Origin of the sequence: Streptomyces sp. NPDC102462, assembly GCF_044765425.1 — a bacterium.
GTDB lineage: Bacteria > Actinomycetota > Actinomycetes > Streptomycetales > Streptomycetaceae > Streptomyces.
Genome location: NZ_JBIWKB010000006.1, coordinates 89918 through 112216, shown reverse-complemented (window position 1 = coordinate 112216; position 22299 = coordinate 89918). Strand labels below are relative to the sequence as shown.

The following is a 22299-nucleotide window of genomic DNA, read 5'->3' as shown; positions in this document are numbered from 1 at the left end:
TGCGAGTAGGTCCCGGGCACACGGCATGGAACGGGCCCGGACGAAGCACGTCGTCCGGGCCCGCGGTGCGGCGGTGAAGGCCGGCTCAGAACAGGGCCGTGTCCCTGCAGCCGGTTCAGAACAGGGCCTTGTACCCCTGCCAGCCGGTGGCGATCTTCGTACGGCCGCCGAAGGAGCCCTTGCCGTTGCCGTTGTTGCGCCACAGGACGCCGGAGGTGTCGCGGGAGACGATGTCGGCCCGGCCGTCACCGGTGATGTCGCCCACGCCCACGATCACGTTGTACGACGGGCCCCAGTCGTTGAAGACCTTCACCCGGCTCTTGAACTTGCCGGTCGCGGTGCCGTCGTAGCGCCACAGCTCGTTCGACTTGTCCTGCGCCAGCAGGTCGCCGTAGCCGTCGCCGTTGAGGTCACCGGCGCCCACGATCTTCTTGTAACCCGTCCACTTGGACGCGATCTTCACCCTGGCGGAGAACTTGCCCGTGCTCGTCGCCTTGTAGAGGTAGACGTCGCCGGTCGAGGCCTTGCGGGCGATCAGATCGGCCCGGCCGTCACCGCTGATGTCCCCGGGCGAGGTCAGCACGTCGTACTGGTTCCAGCCCGTACCCAGCGAGGTGTACGCGGTGGACGGCGTCGGCGCCGCCCCGCACGCGGGCCGGTAGGCGCGCAACGCGCCGCTGCTGAACCGGACGAGCACGTCGTTGCACCGGTCACCGCTCAGGTCGCCGAACGGCACCGCCTTCACCGTCGTCGGCCATCCGGAGCCCGTGCGCTTCCCGGTGAACGTTCCCTTCCCCGTCCCGTACTGGTACGTCAGCCCGCCCGAGCCGTTCAGCGTCACCAACTCGCCGAAGCCGTCCGAGCCGACGAAGTCGCGGCGGGCCGCTGCGGCCCCGGTGACCTTGACCGTGCCCTTCTTCGTCAGCGCCGCGCCCCGCCCGTCCGCGGGGGTGACGGTCAGCGTCCACGTGTAGGCGCCGTTGGGCACGAGACGGCCGGAGCCGTCCTTGCCGTTCCACGCCGGGGCCACCACACCGCGCGCCAGACCGCCGGAGAGCGTGCGCACGGTCGTACCGGCCTTGCCGGCGATCAGGAGCTTCCAGGAGGCCGCGGACTTGTTCAGCCACCACTTCGGGCTCCACTGCGCGGCGCCGCCCTTGACGTCCACCGAGGCGGCCACGGTCGCGTCACGCTGGACGAGGGCGGAGACGGGGACGCCGCTCGGAGTCAGACGGACGGTGTTGTCGGAGCGGAGCTGGGCGATCACGCCGGTGTACGGGTCGACGTCCCAGGCGTTCCCCTCGAACGCCCCGGCGGTGTGCGACACGGGTGTCCCGCTGCGGACGTCGATCACCTTCAGCTGCCCGGCCTCGACCGTCGCGACGAAGCCGTCGCCGAGCTGCGCCTGTTCCCAGTCGGGGCCGGAGACGAGGGTCAGGTTCCGCTTGGTGACGGTGTCGTAGACGCCCAGGCCCTCGGAGCCGCGCACGCAGTTCCACAGCAGCCACCGGCCCACCGCCTGGAAGTCGTTCAGCAGACAGCCGCTTCCGAACCACACCGGCTCGCCCCGCCGCCCGGTCAGCAGGTCGACGGGGACCGCGGTGTCGTTGCCGGACGTCACCCACAGGGTGGTGCCCCACAGCGCCCGCACGCCGTCCGTCGTCGTGAACACCGTACGCCCGGAATCGAGGTCGACGACCCGGGTCTCCGCCGTTCCGTCGCTGGCCCACGGCCTGGTCAGGGCGGCGAAACGGCCACTGGCCGCGGACGCGGACTGGTAGACGCGGGAGCTGTCGATCCGGGTGCCGGGCAGCGACTGGGTGGACCCGAGGAGGTAGGGCTGCTGGGCGGCGCTCGTGCCGTAACCCGAGATGACCGTCCGGCCGTCACCGGTGTCCAGGAGGCGCGGGCGGCCCTGTGAGTAGTTCTCCGGCGCGATGCGGCCCCGGGTGGTGCGTGCCCCCACCGTGGGGACGCCGGTCGCGCCGGTCTCACGGGTGTGGAGATACGTCCACTCCCCCTCGGGATCCTGCTCCACGGTGGTCAACCGCCCCTGGGTGAGGGTCAGTTGGGAGACCTTGTGGACGGTCGGCCGGGGGTAGGCGTCCGCGACCCTGCGCACGGTGACCCCGCCGCCTTCGGCCGGCTCGACGAGGGAGACACCCCATTGGTCGGTGCCGGCGCCGCCCGGCACCAGCAGCCCGCCGTCCGGGGTCGGCACGGCCTGCCGGGACGTCCTGGCCAGCAGCGTCCGCGGCGCGGAGCCGTCGAGGGGCACGGCGTCGACCCGCCAGACCGGGAGGTCGGTGTTGTAGCGGCCCAGGGAGGAGTCGTACCGCGACACGATGACGCTGTCTCCGACCAGGCCCAGCACCTGCCCGACGTCGGCGAGCGGCATGGTCCGCGGGGCGGCGGTCAGGTCCTTGCGGGAGGCGATGTGCAGAGTGCCGTCGTACCACCACACCAGATGGGTGGGGCTGAGCGCGACAAGGGAGTACCACGACTGCACGGCGTACGGCAGCGTCGTCAGGCGCCCCTGCGCGACATCGAGCCAGCCGGTGAAGTCGTCGTCGCCCTTGCGGTACCGCACGACCTGCCCGTGCGCGTCACCCAGCGACGTGGAGGACGACAGGTAGACGCCGGAGGGAACGCCCTCCACCGTACGGTCGGCGACGGACCCGTCGTCCCGGACGTCCAGCAGATGCCACACGGCGTCGGTGCCCTGTGTTCCCGCGGTCGTGACGACCGTGGACCCGAGGGTGCTGAAGTACCGCTGCCCGTCCGGGAGCGCGACCGTGCTGACCTTGCCGGACGTCATGTCCCGCAGGGTCACGGTCCGCGCGGAGTCGTCGTAGCGGGCGACGACGTCCGAGCCCGCGCCGGCACTCGGGCCCTCGGCCCCGGCCGACGCGGACGCGTCGACGACCGTGTCGACGCCGTCGTACGTCGTCCACAGCTGGCCGCGCCCGTTCTCGTAGCGGAGGAACCCCGAGGGGCCCGCGCTCAGCAGACTGGTCTGCGGCAGCAGGGCCGGGGTGGCCGGCACGGTCACCTCCCCGGTGGCCGTCTCACCGTGCGCGCTGCCGACCGTCAGCGAGCCGAGGCCGAGGGCCAGAGTGAAGGCAACGGCGGCGGTGGCGCCTCGTACGAGCGCACGTCTACCCATGCAGGACCTCTCCGGGAACGGTAGGCGAAGGCCGGGAGAGCTCATGCGCACGCCGCGCGAACCGCACGCCATGGGCGCGCGACACAGACGACGTTCAGACATCCCCCCAGGCAAGTGGCCGGATCGTAGCAGTTGCCCTGTCCATGACCTGTGAGGTGGTGACCGCTTGTGCAGGAGAGCCGGCGAGGTTGCGGCGCTCGTCCCCGGCCGCAAGCATGGCATCAGGGGAGCAGCGGCAGAGCACATCGCACCGCACGCCCCGGGAGGACATGAGCCATGACGTTTCCCGTGCCCCGGTCCGCCGGCCGTCGCCGGACAACGCGCACTCGACAGGCATGTGTGCGAGCGGCATGAGCGACGACGACCGGCCGCTGCGCAGTCTGGTCACCGGCGCCACCGGCTACCTGGGCGGCAGGCTGGTGCCGGAGCTGCTGGCCGCCGGGTATTCCGTGCGATGCCTGGCCCGCTCACCCGGCAGGCTACGGGACCATCCGTGGGCCGGGCGGGCGGAGATCGTGCGCGGTGACGTGACGGACGAGGGCTCCGTGCGCGCGGCCATGGAGGGCATGGACGTCGCGTACTACCTGGTGCACGCGCTGGGCACCGGCCGGGACTTCGAGGAGACCGACCGGCGCGCGGCCTGCATCTTCGGCGAGCAGGCGCGCGCCGCCGGAATCCGTCGGATCGTCTACCTCGGCGGTCTGAGCCCTTCGGGAGTACCCGAGCACGCACTCTCACCCCATCTGAGGTCCCGCGCCGAGGTGGGCCGCATCCTCCTGGCCTCGGGCGTGCCGACCGCCATACTGCGGGCAGCCGTGATCATCGGTTCGGGTTCGGCCTCGTTCGAGATGCTGCGACATCTGACCGAACGGCTGCCCGTGATGGTGACCCCGAGCTGGGTGCGCACCCGTATCCAGCCGATCGCCGTCCGCGACGTGCTGCGCTACCTCGTGGGATGCGCGAGGCTGCCGTACGACGTGAACCGCGCCTTCGACATCGGCGGACCGGACATCGTCACGTACGAGCAGATGATGCGGCGGTACGCCGTCGTCGCCGGTCTGCCGAAACGCGTCATCGTGCCCGTTCCGCTGCTCACGCCCCGGCTGTCCAGCCTCTGGGTCGGTCTGGTCACCCCGGTGCCGGGCGCTCTCGCGCGCCCGCTGGTCGAGTCGCTGAAACACGAGGTGGTCTGCGCCGAGCGGGACATCGTCCGCTACGTGCCCGACCCCGCGGAGGGACCGGTCACCCTCGACCGGGCGATCCGGCTGGCTCTGCGGCGCGTACAGGACACGGACATCGCCACCAGGTGGTCCTCAGCCTCGGCTCCCCGCGCACCCAGCGACCCGCTGCCCACCGACCCCGACTGGGCGGGCGGAAGCCTCTACACGGATCACCGCGAGCGCACGGTCGCGGCGTCGCCGCAGGTGCTGTGGCGGGCGGTGGAGGCGATCGGCGGCGAGAACCCTTGGTACTCCTCGCCGCGGGCCGGGTCCCTGCGTGGCCGGCTGGACACCCTGGTGGGCGGTGTCGGCCCGCGCCGGGGCCGCCGGGACGCGACCCGGCCGCGGATCGGCGACAGCCTGGACTTCTGGCGAGTGGAGGAGATCGAGCCGGGCCGGCTGCTCCGGTTGCGCGCGAAGACGCGGTTGCCGGGCCTGGCCTGGCTGGAGATGGCCGTCGACCGGGATCCTCAGGGGCGCACGGTGTACCGGCAGCGGGCCCTGTTCCATCCGCACGGCCTGGCCGGATACGCCTACTGGTGGGGCCTGGCCCCCTTCCACGCCGCGGTCTTCGGCCGCATGGCCCGCAACATCGCCGCCGCGGCCGAATCCGCCGGCCCTGAACCGGCCCGTACGCACTGAGGGGGCTCAAGGAGCTGTGCGCGTCTCGGTCGCCCTGTTCACCGCCGACCTGCGGGTGCACGACAACCCGGTCCTCCAGGCCGCCCTGCGGGACGCGGAACGTGTCGTCCCGCTCTTCGTCGTCGACAGCGGCATACGCCGCACCGGCTCCGCCGTACCCAACCGCGTGGCGTTCCTCGCCGGCAGCCTGGCCGACCTCGACGCGGCCCTGCGGGCCCGGGGCGGCAGGCTGGTGGTGCGCGTCGGCGACGTGGTCGAGGAGACCTGCCGGGTGGCGGCGGAGACCGGGGCGGCCGTGGTGCACATCGCGGGCGGGGTGAGCCGGTACGCGGCGCGGCGCGAGGACCGGCTGCGTGCCGAGCTGGCCGGCGACCGACGCGAACTACGCGTCCACGACGCCTCGTTGACGGTCGTACCGCCGGGGGCACTGACACCTCAGGGCAAGGGCCACTTCGCCGTCTTCACCCCGTACTTCCGCCGATGGGAGTGCTTCCCCGTGCGCGGCGTCCTGCCGGCCCCGGACGCCGTACGGCTACCGGACGTGGGCTCGGCCGGCCTTCCTCGCGCACCGTCCCTCGCGTCCGGCTCCACGTCGCCCGGCCTGCCCGCCGGCGGGGAATCCGAGGCCCGCCGCAGGCTGCGGTCATGGCTGGCGGGCCCGCTGTCCGCATACGCCGACCGGCACGACGACCTGGCCGCCGACGCGACCTCCCGGCTCTCCCCCTACCTGCACTTCGGCTGCCTCTCACCCACCGAACTGCTGCACCGGGCCCGCGCCCAGGACGATCCCGGTGCGCACGCCTTCGTCCGCCAACTCGCCTGGCGGGACTTCCATCACCAGGTTCTGGCCGCCCGCCCCGACGCCGCCGACCACGACTACCGGCCCCGGCACGACCGCTGGCGCCGCGCCACGAAGGAGTTCGAAGCCTGGCAGGACGGCCGCACGGGCTACCCCGTCGTAGACGCCGCCCTGCGACAGCTGCGCCACGAGGGCTGGGTGCCGGGCCGGGCCCGCCTGCTCGCGGCGAGCTTTCTCACCAAGACGCTGTACGTGGACTGGCGGGTTGGAGCCCGCCACTTCCTGGACCTCCTTGTCGACGGCGATGTGGCGAACAACCAGCTCAACTGGCAGTGGGCCGCCGGGACCGGCACGGACACCCGCCCGAACCGGCTCCTCCACCCACTCGTCCAGGCACACCGGTACGACCCCCGCGGGGAGTACGTACGCCGCTGGCTCCCCGAGCTGAGCCACCTCGACGCCACCGCGGTCCACGGCGTCCCCCACCTCGACGCGGCCACCCGTGCGGGCCTGGACTACCCCGCCCCGATCGTGAACCTCGCCGAGGCGGCCACCCGCTTCAGAGAACACCGGAGAACCGACTGACCGGGCGGCCCGCCGGGCGGATACATCAATCCGGTACATGGACCACTGTCGGTACATGTCCATGAAGCGCACCAACGTCTATGCCGACCCGGAGGACCTGGCCATCATCAAGGAGGCCGCCAAGCGCCGGGGTATAAGCGAGGCCGAGATCATCCGTCAGGGCATCCACCTTGCGGCCATGGCGAACCGGGTCTGGGACGAGCCGCTGTTCTCGCGCACCTTCGAGGGGCCGGGGCGCACGCTGTCCAAGCCGGCGGTCCGCGACACGGTCGCCGAGGCCGTCCGGCGTGAGACCGGCTCGGGTTCCGGATCCGCTGCGTGATCATAGTCATCGCCGATACGTCCGGCCTTCTGGCAGCCCTGGACTCCGCTCACCCGGAACACCGGGCGGCGAACGAGGCCATCATGGCGGCGGGTCTGCTGGTCATGTCGCCGCTCCTGCTGGCCGAACTGGATCACGTGGCGACGCGTGAGCTCGGCAGGGAGGCTGCCCTCAGCGTGGTCGACGACCTGCGGCGCTGGATGAGCCGGAGGCGTGTCGTCCTGCCGGAGATCACGGAGGACCACCTGGGCGCCGCCCAGTCCGTCCGTGTCCGCCATCGCGCGCTGGACCTCGACCTCGCAGACGCGTTGAACGTGGCGCTTGCCGCCGACTACGACACGGACGCGATTCTCACCCTGGACCGACGAGTCTTCCGGGCCGTACGCCCGTTGGGCCGCTACAAGGCATTCCGGGTACTCCCGGACGACCTCCCACTCTGACGCAGCGTTCTTGGCGGTCGGTTCGTCAATACCGGCCGCCGGCCCTCACGACGAGCGCCTACCCCCTGCCTCGCGGCCACCTCACGCGGGCCCCACAACGAGCACGGCCTGTCCGAGCCCGCCCCTGGCCGGTGAGAGGGCCGGGAACTGGCAGCGCTGGTACGACATCAATGGTGGCTGAAGCCGTGCCGGTGCAGCGGGGATGGGGTGCGCCTGCCCCGTTGCATGGGCCTGTGGATACCGCCGGTGGCCCTGGTTGTCCGCTCTTGTGGGCACGCTGTGGTCTTGTGAGCACGCTGTGGGCACCGCGTCGAAGGACGCCGGCCGAAGCGCTTGCGGGAACGGGCTCTGCGCTCGGCGTCCTGTCTCCGTCGACCGGTCTGGCGACCCTTGGCGAGTGCACAGCCGTTCCGGCGGGGGGCGCCTCGCGGGGCGAGGGCGGTGTTTATTTGGCAGCGGCGGACCGGGGACTTTCCGGGCCGTGCTCTCCTTCGGCCGCGAGACGGCGTTCCGAATACGGCACGCGCCTGCGCGTTCAGGAGGAGTCGGAGCCGGAACCGCCCGCCGATTGGCTGGCCGCGCGGCGGTACTCGGCGTTGATGCGCTGCGCTTCCTCAAGCTGGTCCTCCAGGATGACGATGCGGCACGCGGCCTCGATCGGGGTCCCCTTGTCGACGAGTTCGCGGGCGCGCGCGGCGATCCGCAGCTGGTAGCGGGAGTACCGGCGGTGTCCTCCCTCCGAGCGGAGCGGAGTGATCAGACGAGCCTCACCGATGGCTCGGAGGAAGGCCGGGGTGGTGCCGAGCATTTCGGCTGCCCGGCCCATCGTGTACGCGGGGTAGTCGTCGTCGTCCAGACGATCATTCAGAGGGTTGTCCGATGTCATGTCACCTCGCTGTGCAACGCGTCGAGGGGCCCCGGCGCCGTACGGCACCAGGGCCCCGAAGGGAATTCAACACCATCTGTCGGCCCTACTGCTGTGCCGACCTTCTGTTTCCGCTACCCGGCCCGGCAGGGCGGAGCGGGGGATCGCAACTGCGTGACCGGGGACCACCATCCCTTCCGGGACCAACAACCGAATGAACAGGTACCGCTGTTGGCGGCTCCTCGACGTGCGAGCCGCCCAGTGCGGCTGTCAGCCCCGTCACCGTTATGGGAAACGCTGTGGCTTCGAGGCTCGACAGCCGCACTGACCTGCGTACTTCGTACTAAGCCACCCGCCAGTTCGTGTCTGGCGGGTCTCCTTCGACCGTGTCTATGGTGAAGAGCGTACCCACGACGCGTACGAAAGTCTACTGCCGCAAGAATAGATTTCACCCTTCTGGTGGAGGAAGAACCCTGCCGTGATCGGCCCGCACCGGGTGCCGGGAGGCCGCCTCCCGCGCAACCCCCTACAGCCCTGCGGCGGTCCGGGCACGGGCGGGCCGCATAAACTCTGCTGTCATGTCGAACCCTGATGAGCTGCTCGTCGCCATCTCCGCCGCGGTGGAGTCCGAGCAAAGCAATCAGATGTCGCTGACCGTGGTCGTCGGCGGCGCCGTCATCACCGGCCGGCTGGCGCCAGAGGCCGTGTGGAGGGAGCGGGTGGCGGAGGTCCTGAAGGGCTCGGACCGTCTCGGCCCGTTCTCGGACGTCTTCACCCGCGGCCCGCGAGGGAGCCGGCCCGGTCGCGGCGAGGCGCCCACGCACCTGCACTTTCATCTCGCCCGGATCCTTCAGGGAAGCCTCGGCATCCCGGAGACGGGCGGCATGTACCGAGTCGCGATCAAGGACGTCAGCGCATGGACCGTAGGCGATCTCAGCTACGTCGACCGCTGAGGCGCGGTCTCCGCCCCGTAGCCCGGCCGGCAGTTGACGAGCGGAGGGCGACACAGCGGTGGGGGCCCTGCCGACGCGCGTCGGCAGGGCCCCCACCGGGATCCTGAGGGCGGTGTCCCGCCCGTTCTCATACCTCCACGGGGCGAGTGCCGCCGAGCACCGCCGATGCGGTCCGCAGCGGAGTGGGACCGCCCACGCCCGCGACCTCAGGACGCTCGTGGCAGGTGAAGCGCGGGGCGCGGCGTATCAGCGAGAGAGGGCGACGCCAGGAACCCGGCCGTACTCACCGACGCCGCCGGGACGGGCGCCGGGCAAGGGCGGCGATCCGTCGAGGACGTCCCGCAGCCGGATCCGGTCCGTGTACGTGGAACTGTCGCGGACAACGGCGAGCCGGACCAGGGTGACCAAGTCCGTGCTCTCGTCGTCCGCGTCGCACACGGTCAGGTACTCGACCCGGGCACCCGCCATGACGGCCAGAGCCACCTCGACGGTCATGTCGTCACATACCCGAGGCCCGTGCCCTTCGCTGTCGTCGACCACGGGGGGCCTGCCGTACTGCGTCCGCGCTGGCGTCAAGGGTGTCTCCTTCGGTGAGGCTGGTCGGCCTGATGGCCTGTGCGGCCCGGGGAAGCCACAGGGGCTCCCGGGGCCGCGTCGGCCTAAGCAGCTGACTCGTGGCCGGGCCGCCGCTGTGCCCTGCGGCTCATCCCCGCGCCGGCGGTGCGGCCCCGACCGGTGCGGCCCCGGCGGTCCCAGGACGGCGAAGAGGTGCGGCGGGCGCGTTCCACGACAGGCGCGGTGATGACCACCGGGACACCGGAGGGCGCCTGGGCACCCGTGATGCGGCTCAGCTCCGCATCGCCCGAGCGGACCGGGGTGATGCGCGGGGTGATGCCCGCCGAAGCCAGCAGTCGGCTCATGTCGCGGCGCTGTTGGGGGGTCACGAGGGTGACGACGCTGCCGGACTCCCCGGCGCGGGCCGTACGGCCGCCACGGTGCAGATAGTCCTTGGGGTCGCTGGGCGGATCCACGTTGACGACCAGGTCGAGGCTGTCGATGTGGATGCCGCGGGCCGCGACGTTGGTGGCCACCAGGACGGTGACGTGACCGTCCTTGAACTGCGCCAGGGTCCGGGTGCGCTGCGGCTGGGACCGGCCACCGTGCAGGGCCGCGGCGCGGACACCGCTGCTCAGCAGGTGCTTGGTCAGCCGGTCCACGGCGTGCTTGGTGTCCAGGAACATGATGACCCGGCCGTCCCGGGCCGCGATCTCGGTGGTCGTGCGGTGCTTGTCCGCGTCGTGCACGTGGAGTACGTGGTGCTCCATCGTGGTGACGGCACCGGCCGACGGGTCCACGGAGTGAACCACCGGGTCGGTCAGGTAGCGGCGGACCAGCAGGTCGACGTTGCGGTCCAGGGTGGCCGAGAACAACAGCCGCTGACCCTCGGGACGCACCTGGTCGAGCAGGGCGGTGACCTGGGGCATGAAGCCCAAGTCGGTCATCTGGTCGGCCTCGTCGAGAACCGTGGTGCCGACGTCGACGAGCCGGCAGTCGCCCCGGTCGATGAGGTCCTTGAGCCGACCGGGCGTCGCGACGACCACCTCGGCGCCGGCGCGCAGCACACCGGACTGCCTGCCGATGGACATTCCGCCGACGACGGTGGCGAGCCGCAGGCTGACGGCGCGGGCGTAGGGAGCGAGCGCGTCGGTGACCTGCTGGGCCAGCTCACGGGTGGGGACGAGGATCAGGGCCAGTGGCCGGCGCGGCTCGGCGCGGCGACCCGCCGTACGGGCCAGCACCGCCAGGCCGAAGGCGAGGGTCTTGCCCGATCCGGTGCGGCCGCGACCGAGTACGTCACGGCCGGCCAGGGAGTTCGGCAAGGTCGCCGCCTGGATCGGGAACGGTACGGTCACGCCTTCCTGGCCGAGCGTGGTCAGCAGCGGCGCCGGCATGGCGAGATCGGCGAACGACTCGACGGCGGGCAACGCGGGCGTGACCGTCTTCGGCAGGGCGAACTCGGCCCGCGCCGGCTGTCGGTTTCCGTAACCGTTGGAGCGACGTGGTACACCGGAGCGGCCTGCGGAGGCCCGTCCTCCGAAGCGGTCGGACGGGCGATCGGTGCGTGCGCGAGTGGTACGGGTGCGGTTCATGCAGAACCCTCCTCGATGCGGGCACGTATCAAGGAGTTTCCGCAGCAGAATAAGCGGCGCAGAGAATCGCGAGAACGGGCCGAAAACGACGGGTCGAATGACCCGGGAACGAAGCGAGCTGGGGCCCGCACCCCAAGGTGCGGGCCCCAGCTGCGAAGTATGCGTCAGTGCCGGTGCGTCAGGCGGGAACGATGTTCTCGGCCGTCGGGCCCTTCTGGCCCTGCGCGATGTCGAACGACACCTTCTGGCCTTCCTGCAGCTCACGGAAGCCCTGGGCGGCGATGTTCGAGTAGTGGGCGAAGACGTCGGCGCCGCCGCCGTCCTGCTCGATGAAGCCGAAGCCCTTTTCTGCGTTGAACCACTTCACAGTGCCAGTAGCCATTTTGTTTCTCCTTCGGGGGACGGTTTCAGGAATACGCCCTGTGCGTATTTCGTGTCACCGATGATCGGCCGTCGGAAAAACCTTCTGGCAACCACACCTGCAACTGACGACGATACTAACACGTCGGCGTCGGCCCTGCGCGGCGAATAATTCCGCACCGCCTGTGGCCACAGGAATGTTTGTCGTGCGCCGCGTCGATTTCTTACGCGGCCACAACAGATATTGACTTCCGGGGGTGCAGTATTGCCGTCGAGTGTTTCCACGCGCGGTGCTGTGACCTGCTGCGACGGTGCGCACGTGACCACTGCCGTCACCGGGGAGGGGACACCGCGATCGAGGGCTGTTTCCTCGAATGCGAGGTACGTGTCCGTGTCGTAGGCGGTCAGTGACCGCTTGGTCGGCTGTCCGGTTTTGTCGTTGTGCCAGATCACCGCTGTGAGTGCGAGGATCCGGCACAAGACGCGGGCCGCCACCCCTGCCGGGCTCTTGGCGCCGTGTCGCTCGAGGTCGAGCTGGCCTTTGAAGGTCTGGTTGACCGACTCGATGACCTGCCGCGGCGGCTTGAACAGGTGTGCCCCGGCCCGCTCGGGTTCGCCCTTGCGGGCCGGCCGCAGCAGTTCCAGGTGACGCTCGGCAAGGTCATGCTCGAACTCGCGGCCGTAGTAGTGATTGTCGCCGATGATCGTCTGTCCGGGATGGGAGGCGGTCACGTCAGGTGCGGTGTCGAGCATGTCGCGCAGTGTCTCGCGTTCGTCGGCCTTCGCGCCGGTCAGAGCGAACAGGACCGGCAGCCCGCCGAGTGTGCACACCAGGTGCAGTCGCAGGCCCCAGAGGTACCGTGAGTGCGACGCGCAGCATCCGTACTGAGCCCACCCGGCCAGGTCCGAGCGCTTGGCTGTCTCGCGGGAGCAACTGCAGTCGACGGGGCTTGAGTCCACGAGCCACACGTCGTCGTTCCACAGCGAAGTGTCACGGGCCAGGATCCGGATCATGCTGGTGAGCAGGGAGGACGCGGAGCGCAGACGCTTGCTGTAGCCGGACTGCCGGGGCACGTAGGGGAACAGGCCGCGGAAGTCCCGGTCGACGCGGCGCAGCCAGCGCCGCTCGGAGGTGTAGCCGAGCAGCGCTGACATCACCGCGAGCGTGAGCAGTTCCGCAGCACTGAGCGTGGGCGCGATCCCGAACTTCGGCCGCCAGGGGATCGGTCCCAGGCCCCGCGACTCAAGCGGCCGCCCGGCTGGATCAGCTTACGCTTCCTCCGTTCGGGGATCGTTACCGCAGTCGGGTTGCGCTCGCTTCGTTTGTTGCGAATAATTCGAATACAACAGTGGAGGGCGTCATGGGGACTGCAACAGGCAAGAAGCTCGAACCAGGCGTAGTCGACGCAGGTGATGCGCAGCGAGCGCTGCGGCGGATCAACGACTACCTCTCACGCACAGCTCAGAGCAATGACGACATCCAGGTGCACCTGGAGACCGGAGCCGGTGACGAAGCGCTTGTTCTGCCGCGGCCTGTGGCGGAGATGTTCGCCTCGATGCTGGCAGCCCTGGCCAATGGCCAAGGCGTCCAGATCATGCCGGTCGACGCTGAGCTGACAACTCAGCAAGCTGCCGACATGCTGAACGTGTCCCGCCCATACCTGATCGGTCTCCTTGAGTCTGGGGAGATCCCCTTCAGGCTTGTGGGCCGTCACCGCCGTATTCGCTTTGCCGATCTGCGTCAGTACCTGCGTGAGGACGACGCTAGGCGCAATGGGGCAGCCGACGAACTGATGGAACTGGATCAGGAGCTGGGACTGCTCTGACATGACATTTGTCGTGATCTACGACGCATGCGTCTTGTACCCCAACACGCTGCGGGACCTGCTGATCCGTGTCAGCCAGAGAGGCTTCGTCCGTGCTAGATGGACAGAGGTGATCCTGGATGAGGTAGACCGGAACATCGCACGGGACTACAACATCGCTCCCGAAACCCTGGCGCGCCGTAGGTCCCTCATGAACCAGGCGGTACGTGACTGTTTGGTCACGGGCTTTGAGCCCCTCATCGAGGGGCTCAAGCTGCCCGACATGGACGACAGGCATGTGCTGGCCGCGGCCATCCAGGCGAGCGCCCAAGTGATCGTTACGAACAATCGTAAAGACTTCCCGCCCGACTATCTCGCCAACTGGGGCATTGAACGCAAGTCCGCTGACGATTTCATGATGGATCTCATAGGGCTGGACGATCGCGTCGTGTACGCCTGCGTGCAAGAGATCGCCACCTCCCGACGGCGCCCGCCGCAGACGTTCGATGACGTGCTGGGCCAGCTGGAGAGGTCAGGACTGACCGAGTCCGTGGCCGCCCTGCGCCATGGACCGGGAGCCGTGAGCTCGCCCAGCGCCTACTGAGCCGTGAGGAGGGACCGGCCTGCTTCATCCGCCGGTGAGGAAGGGTCGGCTGCGAGGTCAAGGCCAGCCGCTTCTCGGAGATGGCCGTGGCAGGGCCTGTCGCAGGCACTACCCTGCGTGCGGCACTGGGAGACCTGGTGCGCGCCTGAGGCCAGGGTTTGGGCTCTAGGCTGCCGCGCCCTACGTGATCAGTCGAAGAACAACGTGGCCCAGGGACGCGCGGGGAGTACACGGTGTGAACATGCTCCCCGTCGGCCGATGGAGCTGGACGGCCAGCCGTCGCTGCAGTGAGCGGGTGAGGGCATCTCCACCTGGCTTACCTCTGTAGGCGCCTGATCTATGAGGGTGGCCTCGGCGATGAAGTTCGTTGTCGAAGCACTCCTGATGGTCGAGAACGATGCGTGCAGCCTGGCCAGCCCGGTCGCGTTCTTTGGTGTACGCCGTTGCTATGTCCAGCTCGGTGGCCGATGTGGCCTCGTGGATTCCGAGATCGTCGGGGAGCTTGGTCCCGAGCTGCGGGATGGTGATGTTCGGGTCGCCGGCGAACACCAAAGGAATCCGTTCGGCGCGGGCCTTGTCGCTCAGCTCAAATGCCTCGGTTCGGTATGGCTGGCACATTGACTCGCGCTGATCGTCCGCTGTTCTCGTTCTGCGTGCTGCCTCGCCCTCTCGGCCCGAGCTTTCGCCTCCTCAGCGGCAGCTTCACGCTCAGCTTGAGTGGCGTGGTGCCGACAGCCTCGGCCGATCTCCTGGGGGAGCTTGTCAGGGCGTCCCCTTCTTCGTGGGACGCCCACAACGCGATGACGTTCGGCGTCTTCGAGAACGGTCGTACCTGGTGGGCTGGCGCGCATTGTGAACCAGCCGCTCACGCTGCCGCTGCGGAACGACCGAAGTGCAGTCCGGATGGTCGAAGCTGCGCGCCTGCTCGTAAGTCGGCCTCTGCGTAAGCGACTTCAACGCCATTTGCGTGACATGCGGCGCGGGGGCGATTCCCCTCGACTTAGGGCACACGGAGGGCACGCCACCCCGAATTGAACTAGACAACAAACAAACCCCAGGCCACCGACCTGGGGTTTCTCTCTGGAGCGGGTGACGAGAATCGAACTCGCGCTCTCAGCTTGGGAAGCTGATGTTCTACCATTAAACTACACCCGCGTAAGACGCCGACCCGAGTCGGTGTCCGAACGCTCGGTTACTCTACCTCATCGCAGGCCCCCGGTGCTGACGCCGTGGGCCTGAGCGCGTTTCAGGGGGTGGGATCCGGGTGCGGGGGGCCGGAGTTGGGGCGTACGGTGGGGGCGCGGAAGAGGGCCCGGGTGGGGCCGGAGTGCCGCCTGGAGAGTCGTCTCTTTGATCCCGTAATGTGGCTTTTGTCGTCAGGGTAGTTGGCCAGACGCGGCTCTTGGGGAAGGGACTCTTGGACTTGATGGAACGTACCGTCGTCCGCTGTGCCGATGGGCACGTGTTCAGCACCGCTTCGTTCCCGATGCAGCAGGCCGAGCGGCTCGGACCCGGCCGGCTCGTCCGGTGTCCGCGGTGTGCCCGGCTCCGCAGCGTGGTGCCGGTCGCGCTTGAGAAGCAGTGATGTAGTGATGCAGTGATGCAGAGAAGCCGAAGCAGAAGCCACAGCAGAAGCAGAGGCAGAAGCAGTAGTAGCAGCGGGACAGTGCAGTAGGCAGTAGCCGCAGGGGCTCACTGGAGCTTGTGGCTGTCGGGAAAGTGAGAGGTGGTAGCCGCCGCCGAGCGGGGGCGTACCGGCGCTTCGCCGGCCGCCCCGTCCGCGCGCGGAGTCGTCACGATTGTCACGGCTCCGCGCGCCTTGCGTATCCTCGGGACGTGCTTCTCTCAGACAAGGACATCCGGGCCGAGATCGACGCCGGGCGGGTGCGGATCGATCCCTACGACGAATCCATGGTGCAGCCGTCGAGCATCGACGTGCGGCTGGATCGGTTCTTCCGGGTGTTCGAGAATCACCGGTACCCGCACATCGACCCCTCCATCGAGCAGGCCGATCTGACCCGGCTCGTGGAGCCGGACGGCGACGAGCCGTTCATCCTGCACCCCGGGGAGTTCGTGCTCGCCAGCACGTACGAGGTCATCACGCTGCCCGACGACCTCGCCTCGCGGCTGGAGGGCAAGAGTTCCCTCGGGCGGCTCGGGCTCGTCACACACTCCACCGCGGGCTTCATCGACCCCGGGTTCTCCGGGCACGTCACGCTGGAGCTGTCCAACCTCGCCACCCTGCCGATCAAGCTCTGGCCGGGCATGAAGATCGGGCAGCTGTGCATGTTCCGGCTGAGCTCGCCGGCCGAGTCCCCGTACGGCAGCGAGCGGTACGGCTCGCGGTACCAGGGGCAGCGCGGGCCCACCGCCTCCCGCTCCTACCTCAACTTCCACCGGACGCAGGTGTGAGCGACGTGAGCGACATACGCGAGAGCCTGACCTACGAGCGGTTCGGCGACGCCGTGCGCGAGCTGGCGCAGACCATCGCGGACGACGGGTACGAGCCGGACATCGTGCTCAGCATCGCGCGGGGCGGGGTGTTCCTCGCGGGCGGGCTCGCCTACGCCCTCGACTGCAAGAACCTCCACCTGGTGAACGTCGAGTTCTACACCGGTGTGGGCACCACGCTGGAGATGCCGGTGATGCTCGCGCCCGTCCCGAACCTGATCGACTTCTCCGAGAAGAAGGTCCTGATCACCGACGACGTCGCCGACACCGGCAAGACGCTCAAGCTGGTGCGCGACTTCTGCCTGGACACGGTCGCCGAGGTGCGGTCCGCCGTGATCTACGAGAAGTCGCAGAGCCTCGTGAAGTGCGAGTACGTCTGGAAGCGCACCGACGACTGGATCAACTTCCCGTGGAGCGTCCTGCCGCCCGTGGTGCGGCGGGCGGGGCAGGTGCTCGACGCCTGAGCAAGGGGGCGTGCGGTGGGTTAGACGGTGCCCAGTTTCACGATCGACAGCAGGGCGATCAGCTGGATCGCCGACGCGCCCAGGGCCCGCGGCCACGGCAGGTCGTGGGAGCGGCTGACCATCAGGGTCAGCAGCGCGCCGCCCGCCAGCCAGGTGGCCCAGCCGAGGAGCTGTACGAAGCCCGCGTCGCCGCCGAAGAACATGGCGACGACCAGGCGGGGCGCGTCCGTGACGGACATGATCAGCATGGACAGGCCCACCGTGGGCTGCCAGGCGCCGTCGCCGCCGAGCTGGCGGGCCAGGGTGTGGGTGACCACGCCCAGGACGAACGCGCTGAGCACCATCGCGACCGCGGTGATCAGAACGATCGGGACGGCGTTGGAGAGCGTCGCGTTGATCGCCTCCTCGCGGGCCCCGTCGAAGCCGAAGACGGCGAGGAGACCGTAGAGGAAGGTCACGATGAGGGCCGGGCCCCACATCGTGTAGTCCCGCATCCGCAGGAACGTCTGGTTGGGCGCGACGACGATGCCGCGCAGCAGTTCCTTCCAGTGCAGACGCGGGCCGATCGGACCGGCCGGGGCCGAGCCCGCGCGGTAGGTCCCGCCCTGCTGGTACGGGTCCTCGTCTATCGAGAACGCCTGGGTGTGGCCCGGCTGGTTGGCCGCGTACGGGTCGGGGCCGCCCTGCGGGTAGCCGTTCTGCGGGTAGCCGCTCTGTGGGTGGGCGCCCTGGTGGCCGTAGCCGTCGCCGAAGTACTCGGGGCCGTCGCCGCCCTGGCCCGGGTGTCCGCCGCCCGCCTGCCGCCACTGGCCGCCGTCGCCGTACCGCGGCCGCTGCTGCGGGCTCGGCGCGGGGGGATAGCCGTACGACTGCCCCTGCCGGCCTCGCGCCGGGCCCTGCGGGGCCTGCTGTCCGTACGGGGGGTTCTGCGGGCGCGCTTGCGGGGCCCGGTCGTCCCGGCCGCCGCGTCCGATCCTGAATCCAGCCACGCCATCGAACGTACCTGGTCCCGCCGAGTGGCGTGCGGGGCCCGGGCGTTCGGGGCCGCCTTTGCGGCCGAGCTGTGACATCCCCTAGGGGCTCCACTAGGGGTCCCCTGGGAGGACTTCAGGGGCCCCAGGGAGGAGCACGCCGGCACGGGGAGGACGGGCGCCGACGAAGTCCGTAGCGGTCCGGCAGCGCCCCGAAGGGCGCGGGGCTGTATCGATTTGCGGCTCCGCCGCGCGGGCGCGAGCAGCCACGATGGTGCCGCAGCCGCCCGACGGCACGGCACGGCGCGGCGCGGCGCGAGCAGCCACGACGGTGCCGCAGACGACCGACGGCCCATCGCGGCAAAACCCGCGGAGCACTCAGCGGGGCAGGAACTCCGAGCTGGAGAAGGTGACCGCCGGCCTCGGCTCGACCAGGCCGCTGCGCGCGCCCCGGTACACGGTGATGGTGTCCCTCGTCTCGCCGCGGTACGTCCGCAGCGCCAGGTCGGCCCGTCCGTCGCCGTCGAAGTCGCCCACGGCCAGCACGCGGGTGGTGCCGCGGGCGGGCGGGGTGACGGTGACGGTGTCCCGTGCCGCGAGGCCCGCCGTGCCGCCGGGCACGATCCGCAGCCGGGACCCGCTGGAGACGAGGTCGTCGTGGCCGTCGCCGTCGAAGTCGGCGGTGTCCAGCAGGGAGCCGGGAGCGGCCAGGGTGGCGCGCAGGGGCGTGGGCAGGTCGTAGCGCAGGGCCGTCTCCGCCATGCCGCCGATCGCCGCGTCCAGGGCCGGACCGCGGCCGAAGCGGCCGATCGCCACGTCGCTGCCGGCGGGCAGTCGCACGCCGGTGCGGGTCGGGCCGTCGGGGCCGCCGTGGACCACCGCCGAGGCGGCGCGGCCGGTGGCGGCGCGGACGACCAGGTCGTCGTAGCCGTCGCGGTCGATGTCGACGGCGGGCCCGGTGGGCGCCTCGCCCGGGGCGGGGATCGGCGCGGCGGCCGCGTGCGGGACGCCGGCCCGGCTGAACGGGCCCCGCAGGTACGACAGCCGGCCGACGGAGGCGTGCACCACGAGGTCGGCCCTGCCGTCCCCGTCGAAGTCGCCGCACACAGGCTGGTCGGGCCAGTCGTCGCCGAAGCGGGCGCGGGCCGGGACGGTGAGCGGGACGGCCCGGCCGGTCAGGCCCGCGGGGGAGCCGAACAGGATCTGCAGCGGCACCGGGGGCGCGCTCTGGCCGTCGTAGGGCGGGTCGGTCGACACGACGAGGTCGGTGAAGCCGTCGCCGTCCAGGTCGCAGCTCGCCTCCGGGTCGAAGACGGCGGGGAGCCGGCCCTTCGTCGGCGCGGCCTGTTTGCGCGGGCTGAGCAACTGCCGTGCGCCGGGCCGGAGTCCGTGTGCGCTGCCGTACACGATGCCGATGCCCGCGTCGTCCGCGTGGCTCTGCGCCTTCACGAGGTCGCCGAGGACGAGGTCGCGGTGGCCGTCGCCGTTGAAGTCGTCGGGGACCTCGCTGCCGGTGCCGCGCGGTACGGGGAGCAGGGCGGGGGCGTCGGCGATGGTGACCGGGGCGCGGTCGGCGGGGCCGGCGTCGGGGGTGCCGGGACCGCAGGCGGCGAGGAGCAGCCCGCCGCAGCCGAGCGCCACCGCCACCGCCGCCGTCCGTCTCCCGTACGTCCGCACGCGCACCGCCCGCCCCGTCAGTCCCGTCGACAACGACCCGGCCATGATGCACGTGTGCCAAGGACGGCGACACCCCCGGGCCCGCCGGGGCGCGAGGGTGTCGGTACGTCCGGGCTTCGCCGGGTCACTTCACCGGTTCGGGCTCCGGTGCGTCCTCGGTCTTCGGCTCGCCCGCCGGGTCGATCGGCGTCTTGACGGAGTCGAGGAGCAGCTGGGCGACGTCCACGACCTGGATGGACTCCTTGGCCTTGCCCTCGTTCTTCTTGCCGTTGACCGAGTCGGTGAGCATGACCAGGCAGAACGGGCAGGCGGTGGAGACGATGTCCGGGTTCAGGGAGAGGGCTTCGTCGACGCGCTCGTTGTTGATGCGCTTGCCGATCCGCTCCTCCATCCACATGCGGGCACCGCCGGCGCCGCAGCAGAAGCCGCGTTCCTTGTGGCGGTGCATCTCCTCGTTCCTGAGGCCCGGGACCTTGCCGATGATCTCGCGCGGGGGCGTGTAGATCTTGTTGTGGCGGCCCAGGTAGCAGGGGTCGTGGTAGGTGATGATGCCCTCGACCGGGGTGACGGGGATCAGCTTGCCCTCGTCGACGAGGTGCTGGAGCAGTTGGGTGTGGTGGATGACCTCGTAGTCGCCGCCGAGCTGCGGGTATTCGTTGCCGATGGTGTTGAGGCAGTGCGGGCAGGTGGCGACGATCTTCTTCGCGGACTTCGGCTTCTTGGTCGACTCGTCCTCGTCGTCCTCGCCGAAGGCCATGTTGAGCGCGGCGACGTTCTCCATGCCCAGTTCCTGGAACAGGGGCTCGTTGCCGAGGCGGCGGGCGGAGTCGCCGGTGCACTTCTCGTCGCCGCCCATGATCGCGAACTTGACGCCCGCGATGTGCAGGAGTTCCGCGAAGGCCTTGGTGGTCTTCTTGGCGCGGTCCTCCAGGGCGCCGGCGCAGCCGACCCAGTACAGGTACTCGACCTCGGTGAGGTCCTCGATGTCCTGGCCGACGACGGGGACCTCGAAGTCGACCTCCTTGGTCCATGCCAGGCGCTGCTTCTTGGCCAGGCCCCAGGGGTTGCCCTTCTTCTCCAGGTTCTTGAGCATCGTGCCCGCCTCGGACGGGAACGCGGACTCGATCATCACCTGGTAGCGGCGCATGTCGACGATGTGGTCGATGTGCTCGATGTCGACCGGGCACTGCTCGACGCAGGCGCCGCAGGTGGTGCAGGACCACAGGACGTCCGGGTCGATGACTCCGTTGTCTTCGGCGGTGCCGATCAGCGGCCGTTCGGCCTCGGCGAGCGCCGTCGCCGGGACGTCCTTCAGCTGCTCGGCGGTGGCCTTCTCCTCGCCCTCCATGGTCTTGCCGCCGCCCGCGAGCAGGTACGGCGCCTTGGCGTGCGCGTTGTCCCGCAGGGACATGATCAGCAGCTTCGGGGAGAGCGGCTTGCCGGTGTTCCAGGCCGGGCACTGCGACTGGCAGCGGCCGCACTCGGTGCAGGTGGAGAAGTCCAGCAGGCCCTTCCAGGAGAACTGCTCGACCTGCGAGACGCCGAAGACGTCGTCGTCACCGGGGTCGGTGAAGTCGATCGGCTTGCCGCCGGAGGTCATCGGCAGCAGTGCGCCGAGCGAGGTCTCGCCGGTGGCGTTGCGCTTGAAGAAGATGTTCGGGAACGCGAGGAAGCGGTGCCAGGCGACGCCCATGTCGGTCTTCAGGGCGACCGTGATCATCCAGATGAAGGACGTGGCGATCTTCAGGCCGGCGAAGAAGTAGGTGAGGTTCTGCAGCGTGGAGACGTCCATGCCGCTCAGCCAGGAGACGACCGGGTACGAGACGAAGAAGGACGCCTCGTAGCCGTTCACGTGGTGCTGGGCGCCCTCCAGGGCGTGCAGCATGAAGATGCAGACGCCGACGATGAGGATGACGGCCTCGACGAAGTACGCCTGGCCGAAGTTGGAGCCCGCGAAGCGGGACTTGCGGCCCGGCCGGCGCGGGTGGCTCAGCTGGCGGACGGCGATCAGCACCAGGATGCCGAGGACCGTCATGGTGCCGATGAACTCGACGAAGACGTTGTACGGGGCCCAGTCGCCGATGACCGGCAGGAGCCAGTCCGCCTGGAACAGCTGGCCGATCGCGTTGACGATCGTCAGCAGCAGGGTGAAGAAGCCCACCGCCACGAACCAGTGCGCCACGCCGACGACGCCCCAGCGGTTCATCCGGGTGTGGCCGAGGAATTCCTTGACCACGGTGAGGGTGCGCTGCGTGGGGGCGTCGGTCCTGGTCCCGGCCGGCACCGGCTGGCCGAGGCGCATGAAGGCGTAGAGCTGGAGGAGGGCGCGGCCGAACAGTGCCACGCCGACCACGATCAGGACCAGCGACACGATGATCGCGGCGAGTTGCATTGGGGCTCCTGAGGCGGCCTCGAAATTACTAAGCGGTAACTTATGCAGTCCGTCTGAGACTACCCCCATCTTCCTTCGCACTGTAGCCGGGCACGAGGTGATCTGAGTCGCTGCCCACCCCCAGGTCCGGCGCCCCAACCGAGCTGGACGGGCCCCCCGAAGGGGCGCGGGGAACTGCGCGCTCAGCCCGGACGCGCCCGCACTCGGCGGATGGCGTGCCGCCCCTCGGCGGGTGGCCGAGCCCGGGCGGGCGGCACGGTTTCGCTTGCCGTCGGGGCCAGGGTTAGCCCCCGAAGGGGCGCGGGGAACTGCGCGCTCAGCCCGGACGCAGCCGCGCTCGGCGGATGGCGTGCCGCCCCTCGGCGGGTGGCCGAGCCCGGGCGGGCGGCACGGTTTCGCTTGCCGTCGGGGCCAGGGTTAGCCCCCGAAGGGG

The 22299-nt window shown here is 70.1% G+C and carries 18 protein-coding genes, 1 tRNA gene and 1 pseudogene; 10 read left to right on the top strand and 10 right to left on the bottom strand.

Features of this window, described 5'->3' with window-relative positions:
• Positions 1 to 115 precede the first annotated feature (115 nt).
• Positions 116 to 3166, bottom strand: a complete 3051-nt coding sequence (locus ACIRFL_RS07665) for an FG-GAP-like repeat-containing protein (RefSeq protein ID WP_404025056.1) — start codon at positions 3164 to 3166, stop codon at positions 116 to 118.
• A 350-nt stretch (positions 3167 to 3516) separates the two neighbouring features.
• On the opposite strand from ACIRFL_RS07665, the gene ACIRFL_RS07660 reads away from it, so the two are divergent.
• From ACIRFL_RS07660 to ACIRFL_RS07645, 4 genes are read left to right on the top strand one after another with little or no spacing between them, the layout of a single operon-like run.
• Positions 3517 to 5028, top strand: coding sequence for an SDR family oxidoreductase (locus ACIRFL_RS07660; protein ID WP_404025053.1), 1512 nt, complete (start codon positions 3517 to 3519; stop codon positions 5026 to 5028).
• Between the two features lie 16 nt (positions 5029 to 5044).
• Complete coding sequence (locus ACIRFL_RS07655; protein ID WP_404025052.1) at positions 5045 to 6412, top strand: cryptochrome/photolyase family protein; 1368 nt, start codon at positions 5045 to 5047, stop codon at positions 6410 to 6412.
• A 55-nt stretch (positions 6413 to 6467) separates the two neighbouring features.
• A complete protein-coding gene (locus ACIRFL_RS07650) occupies positions 6468 to 6734 on the top strand; it encodes a CopG family transcriptional regulator (RefSeq protein WP_404025049.1) in 267 nt (88 codons plus the stop codon).
• Complete coding sequence (locus tag ACIRFL_RS07645) at positions 6731 to 7174, top strand: PIN domain-containing protein (RefSeq protein WP_404025047.1); 444 nt, start codon at positions 6731 to 6733, stop codon at positions 7172 to 7174. Before ACIRFL_RS07650 ends, ACIRFL_RS07645 begins: the two co-directional genes overlap by 4 nt.
• Before the next feature lie 535 nt (positions 7175 to 7709).
• On the opposite strand, the gene ACIRFL_RS07640 is transcribed toward ACIRFL_RS07645, so the two are convergent.
• Positions 7710 to 8060, bottom strand: coding sequence for a MerR family transcriptional regulator (locus ACIRFL_RS07640; RefSeq protein ID WP_404025044.1), 351 nt, complete (start codon positions 8058 to 8060; stop codon positions 7710 to 7712).
• A 557-nt stretch (positions 8061 to 8617) separates the two neighbouring features.
• On the opposite strand from ACIRFL_RS07640, the gene ACIRFL_RS07635 reads away from it, so the two are divergent.
• Positions 8618 to 8992 (top strand): hypothetical protein, encoded by a 375-nt coding sequence (locus tag ACIRFL_RS07635; RefSeq protein ID WP_404025042.1) that lies wholly within the window; start codon positions 8618 to 8620, stop codon positions 8990 to 8992.
• A 246-nt stretch (positions 8993 to 9238) separates the two neighbouring features.
• Here ACIRFL_RS07635 and ACIRFL_RS07630 read toward each other — a convergent pair whose 3' ends face one another.
• The 4 genes and pseudogenes from ACIRFL_RS07630 to ACIRFL_RS07615 all read right to left on the bottom strand — a co-directional run.
• Positions 9239 to 9487: a CBS domain-containing protein gene (locus ACIRFL_RS07630; RefSeq protein ID WP_404025040.1), complete on the bottom strand. Its 249-nt coding sequence runs from the start codon at positions 9485 to 9487 to the stop codon at positions 9239 to 9241.
• A gap of 164 nt (positions 9488 to 9651) precedes the next feature.
• Positions 9652 to 11142 carry a DEAD/DEAH box helicase gene (locus tag ACIRFL_RS07625; protein WP_404025037.1) on the bottom strand — a complete coding sequence of 497 codons (1491 nt, stop codon included), beginning with the start codon at positions 11140 to 11142 and terminating at the stop codon, positions 9652 to 9654.
• Between the two features lie 178 nt (positions 11143 to 11320).
• Positions 11321 to 11524 (bottom strand): cold-shock protein, encoded by a 204-nt coding sequence (locus ACIRFL_RS07620; RefSeq protein ID WP_030224351.1) that lies wholly within the window; start codon positions 11522 to 11524, stop codon positions 11321 to 11323.
• Positions 11525 to 11895: 371 nt separating this feature from the next.
• Positions 11896 to 12735, bottom strand: a pseudogene (locus ACIRFL_RS07615) (IS982 family transposase); the annotation flags it as partial.
• 128 nt (positions 12736 to 12863) lie between these two features.
• On the opposite strand from ACIRFL_RS07615, the gene ACIRFL_RS07610 reads away from it, so the two are divergent.
• The 3 genes from ACIRFL_RS07610 to ACIRFL_RS07600 all read left to right on the top strand — a co-directional run bounded on the left by ACIRFL_RS07610 (position 12864) and on the right by ACIRFL_RS07600 (position 14532).
• On the top strand, positions 12864 to 13328 hold the full coding sequence (locus ACIRFL_RS07610; protein ID WP_404025035.1) for a helix-turn-helix domain-containing protein: 465 nt from the start codon (positions 12864 to 12866) through the stop codon (positions 13326 to 13328).
• Positions 13329 to 13341: 13 nt separating this feature from the next.
• A complete protein-coding gene (locus ACIRFL_RS07605) occupies positions 13342 to 13911 on the top strand; it encodes a PIN domain-containing protein (protein WP_404025034.1) in 570 nt (189 codons plus the stop codon).
• Between the two features lie 357 nt (positions 13912 to 14268).
• Positions 14269 to 14532, top strand: a complete 264-nt coding sequence (locus tag ACIRFL_RS07600) for a hypothetical protein (protein WP_404025032.1) — start codon at positions 14269 to 14271, stop codon at positions 14530 to 14532.
• Positions 14533 to 14992: 460 nt separating this feature from the next.
• Here the strand turns inward: ACIRFL_RS07600 and ACIRFL_RS07595 are convergent.
• Positions 14993 to 15066, bottom strand: a tRNA-Gly gene (locus ACIRFL_RS07595).
• Between the two features lie 681 nt (positions 15067 to 15747).
• On the opposite strand from ACIRFL_RS07595, the gene dcd reads away from it, so the two are divergent.
• Both dcd and ACIRFL_RS07585 read left to right on the top strand, forming a co-directional pair.
• Positions 15748 to 16323, top strand: a complete 576-nt coding sequence (dcd, locus tag ACIRFL_RS07590; RefSeq protein ID WP_404025030.1) for a dCTP deaminase — start codon at positions 15748 to 15750, stop codon at positions 16321 to 16323.
• 5 nt (positions 16324 to 16328) lie between these two features.
• Positions 16329 to 16826 (top strand): phosphoribosyltransferase, encoded by a 498-nt coding sequence (locus ACIRFL_RS07585; RefSeq protein WP_404025028.1) that lies wholly within the window; start codon positions 16329 to 16331, stop codon positions 16824 to 16826.
• A 20-nt stretch (positions 16827 to 16846) separates the two neighbouring features.
• Here ACIRFL_RS07585 and ACIRFL_RS07580 read toward each other — a convergent pair whose 3' ends face one another.
• From ACIRFL_RS07580 to ACIRFL_RS07570, 3 genes are all read right to left on the bottom strand, one after another.
• The gene (locus ACIRFL_RS07580) at positions 16847 to 17896 is read right to left on the bottom strand and encodes a YIP1 family protein (protein ID WP_404025025.1); all 1050 of its coding nucleotides are present in this window, start codon (positions 17894 to 17896) and stop codon (positions 16847 to 16849) included.
• Positions 17897 to 18175: 279 nt separating this feature from the next.
• A complete protein-coding gene (locus ACIRFL_RS07575; protein WP_404025023.1) occupies positions 18176 to 19519 on the bottom strand; it encodes an FG-GAP repeat domain-containing protein in 1344 nt (447 codons plus the stop codon).
• Positions 19520 to 19598: 79 nt separating this feature from the next.
• Positions 19599 to 21866, bottom strand: coding sequence for a heterodisulfide reductase-related iron-sulfur binding cluster (locus ACIRFL_RS07570; protein ID WP_404025020.1), 2268 nt, complete (start codon positions 21864 to 21866; stop codon positions 19599 to 19601).
• Positions 21867 to 22299: the final 433 nt, after the last annotated feature.

What these genes read in the sequence shown, in the direction of transcription:
- ACIRFL_RS07665 (WP_404025056.1), bottom strand. Translation starts at nt 3,166, where the DNA reads ATGGGTAGACGTGCGCTCGTACGAGGCGCCACCGCCGCCGTTGCCTTC.
- ACIRFL_RS07660 (WP_404025053.1), top strand. Translation starts at nt 3,517, where the DNA reads ATGAGCGACGACGACCGGCCGCTGCGCAGTCTGGTCACCGGCGCCACC.
- ACIRFL_RS07650 (WP_404025049.1), top strand. Translation starts at nt 6,468, where the DNA reads ATGTCCATGAAGCGCACCAACGTCTATGCCGACCCGGAGGACCTGGCC.
- ACIRFL_RS07640 (WP_404025044.1), bottom strand. Translation starts at nt 8,060, where the DNA reads ATGACATCGGACAACCCTCTGAATGATCGTCTGGACGACGACGACTAC.
- ACIRFL_RS07635 (WP_404025042.1), top strand. Translation starts at nt 8,618, where the DNA reads ATGTCGAACCCTGATGAGCTGCTCGTCGCCATCTCCGCCGCGGTGGAG.
- ACIRFL_RS07630 (WP_404025040.1), bottom strand. Translation starts at nt 9,487, where the DNA reads ATGACCGTCGAGGTGGCTCTGGCCGTCATGGCGGGTGCCCGGGTCGAG.
- ACIRFL_RS07625 (WP_404025037.1), bottom strand. Translation starts at nt 11,142, where the DNA reads ATGAACCGCACCCGTACCACTCGCGCACGCACCGATCGCCCGTCCGAC.
- ACIRFL_RS07620 (WP_030224351.1), bottom strand. Translation starts at nt 11,524, where the DNA reads ATGGCTACTGGCACTGTGAAGTGGTTCAACGCAGAAAAGGGCTTCGGC.
- ACIRFL_RS07610 (WP_404025035.1), top strand. Translation starts at nt 12,864, where the DNA reads ATGGGGACTGCAACAGGCAAGAAGCTCGAACCAGGCGTAGTCGACGCA.
- ACIRFL_RS07600 (WP_404025032.1), top strand. Translation starts at nt 14,269, where the DNA reads ATGAAGTTCGTTGTCGAAGCACTCCTGATGGTCGAGAACGATGCGTGC.
- ACIRFL_RS07580 (WP_404025025.1), bottom strand. Translation starts at nt 17,896, where the DNA reads ATGTCACAGCTCGGCCGCAAAGGCGGCCCCGAACGCCCGGGCCCCGCA.
- ACIRFL_RS07575 (WP_404025023.1), bottom strand. Translation starts at nt 19,519, where the DNA reads ATGGCCGGGTCGTTGTCGACGGGACTGACGGGGCGGGCGGTGCGCGTG.
- ACIRFL_RS07570 (WP_404025020.1), bottom strand. Translation starts at nt 21,866, where the DNA reads ATGCAACTCGCCGCGATCATCGTGTCGCTGGTCCTGATCGTGGTCGGC.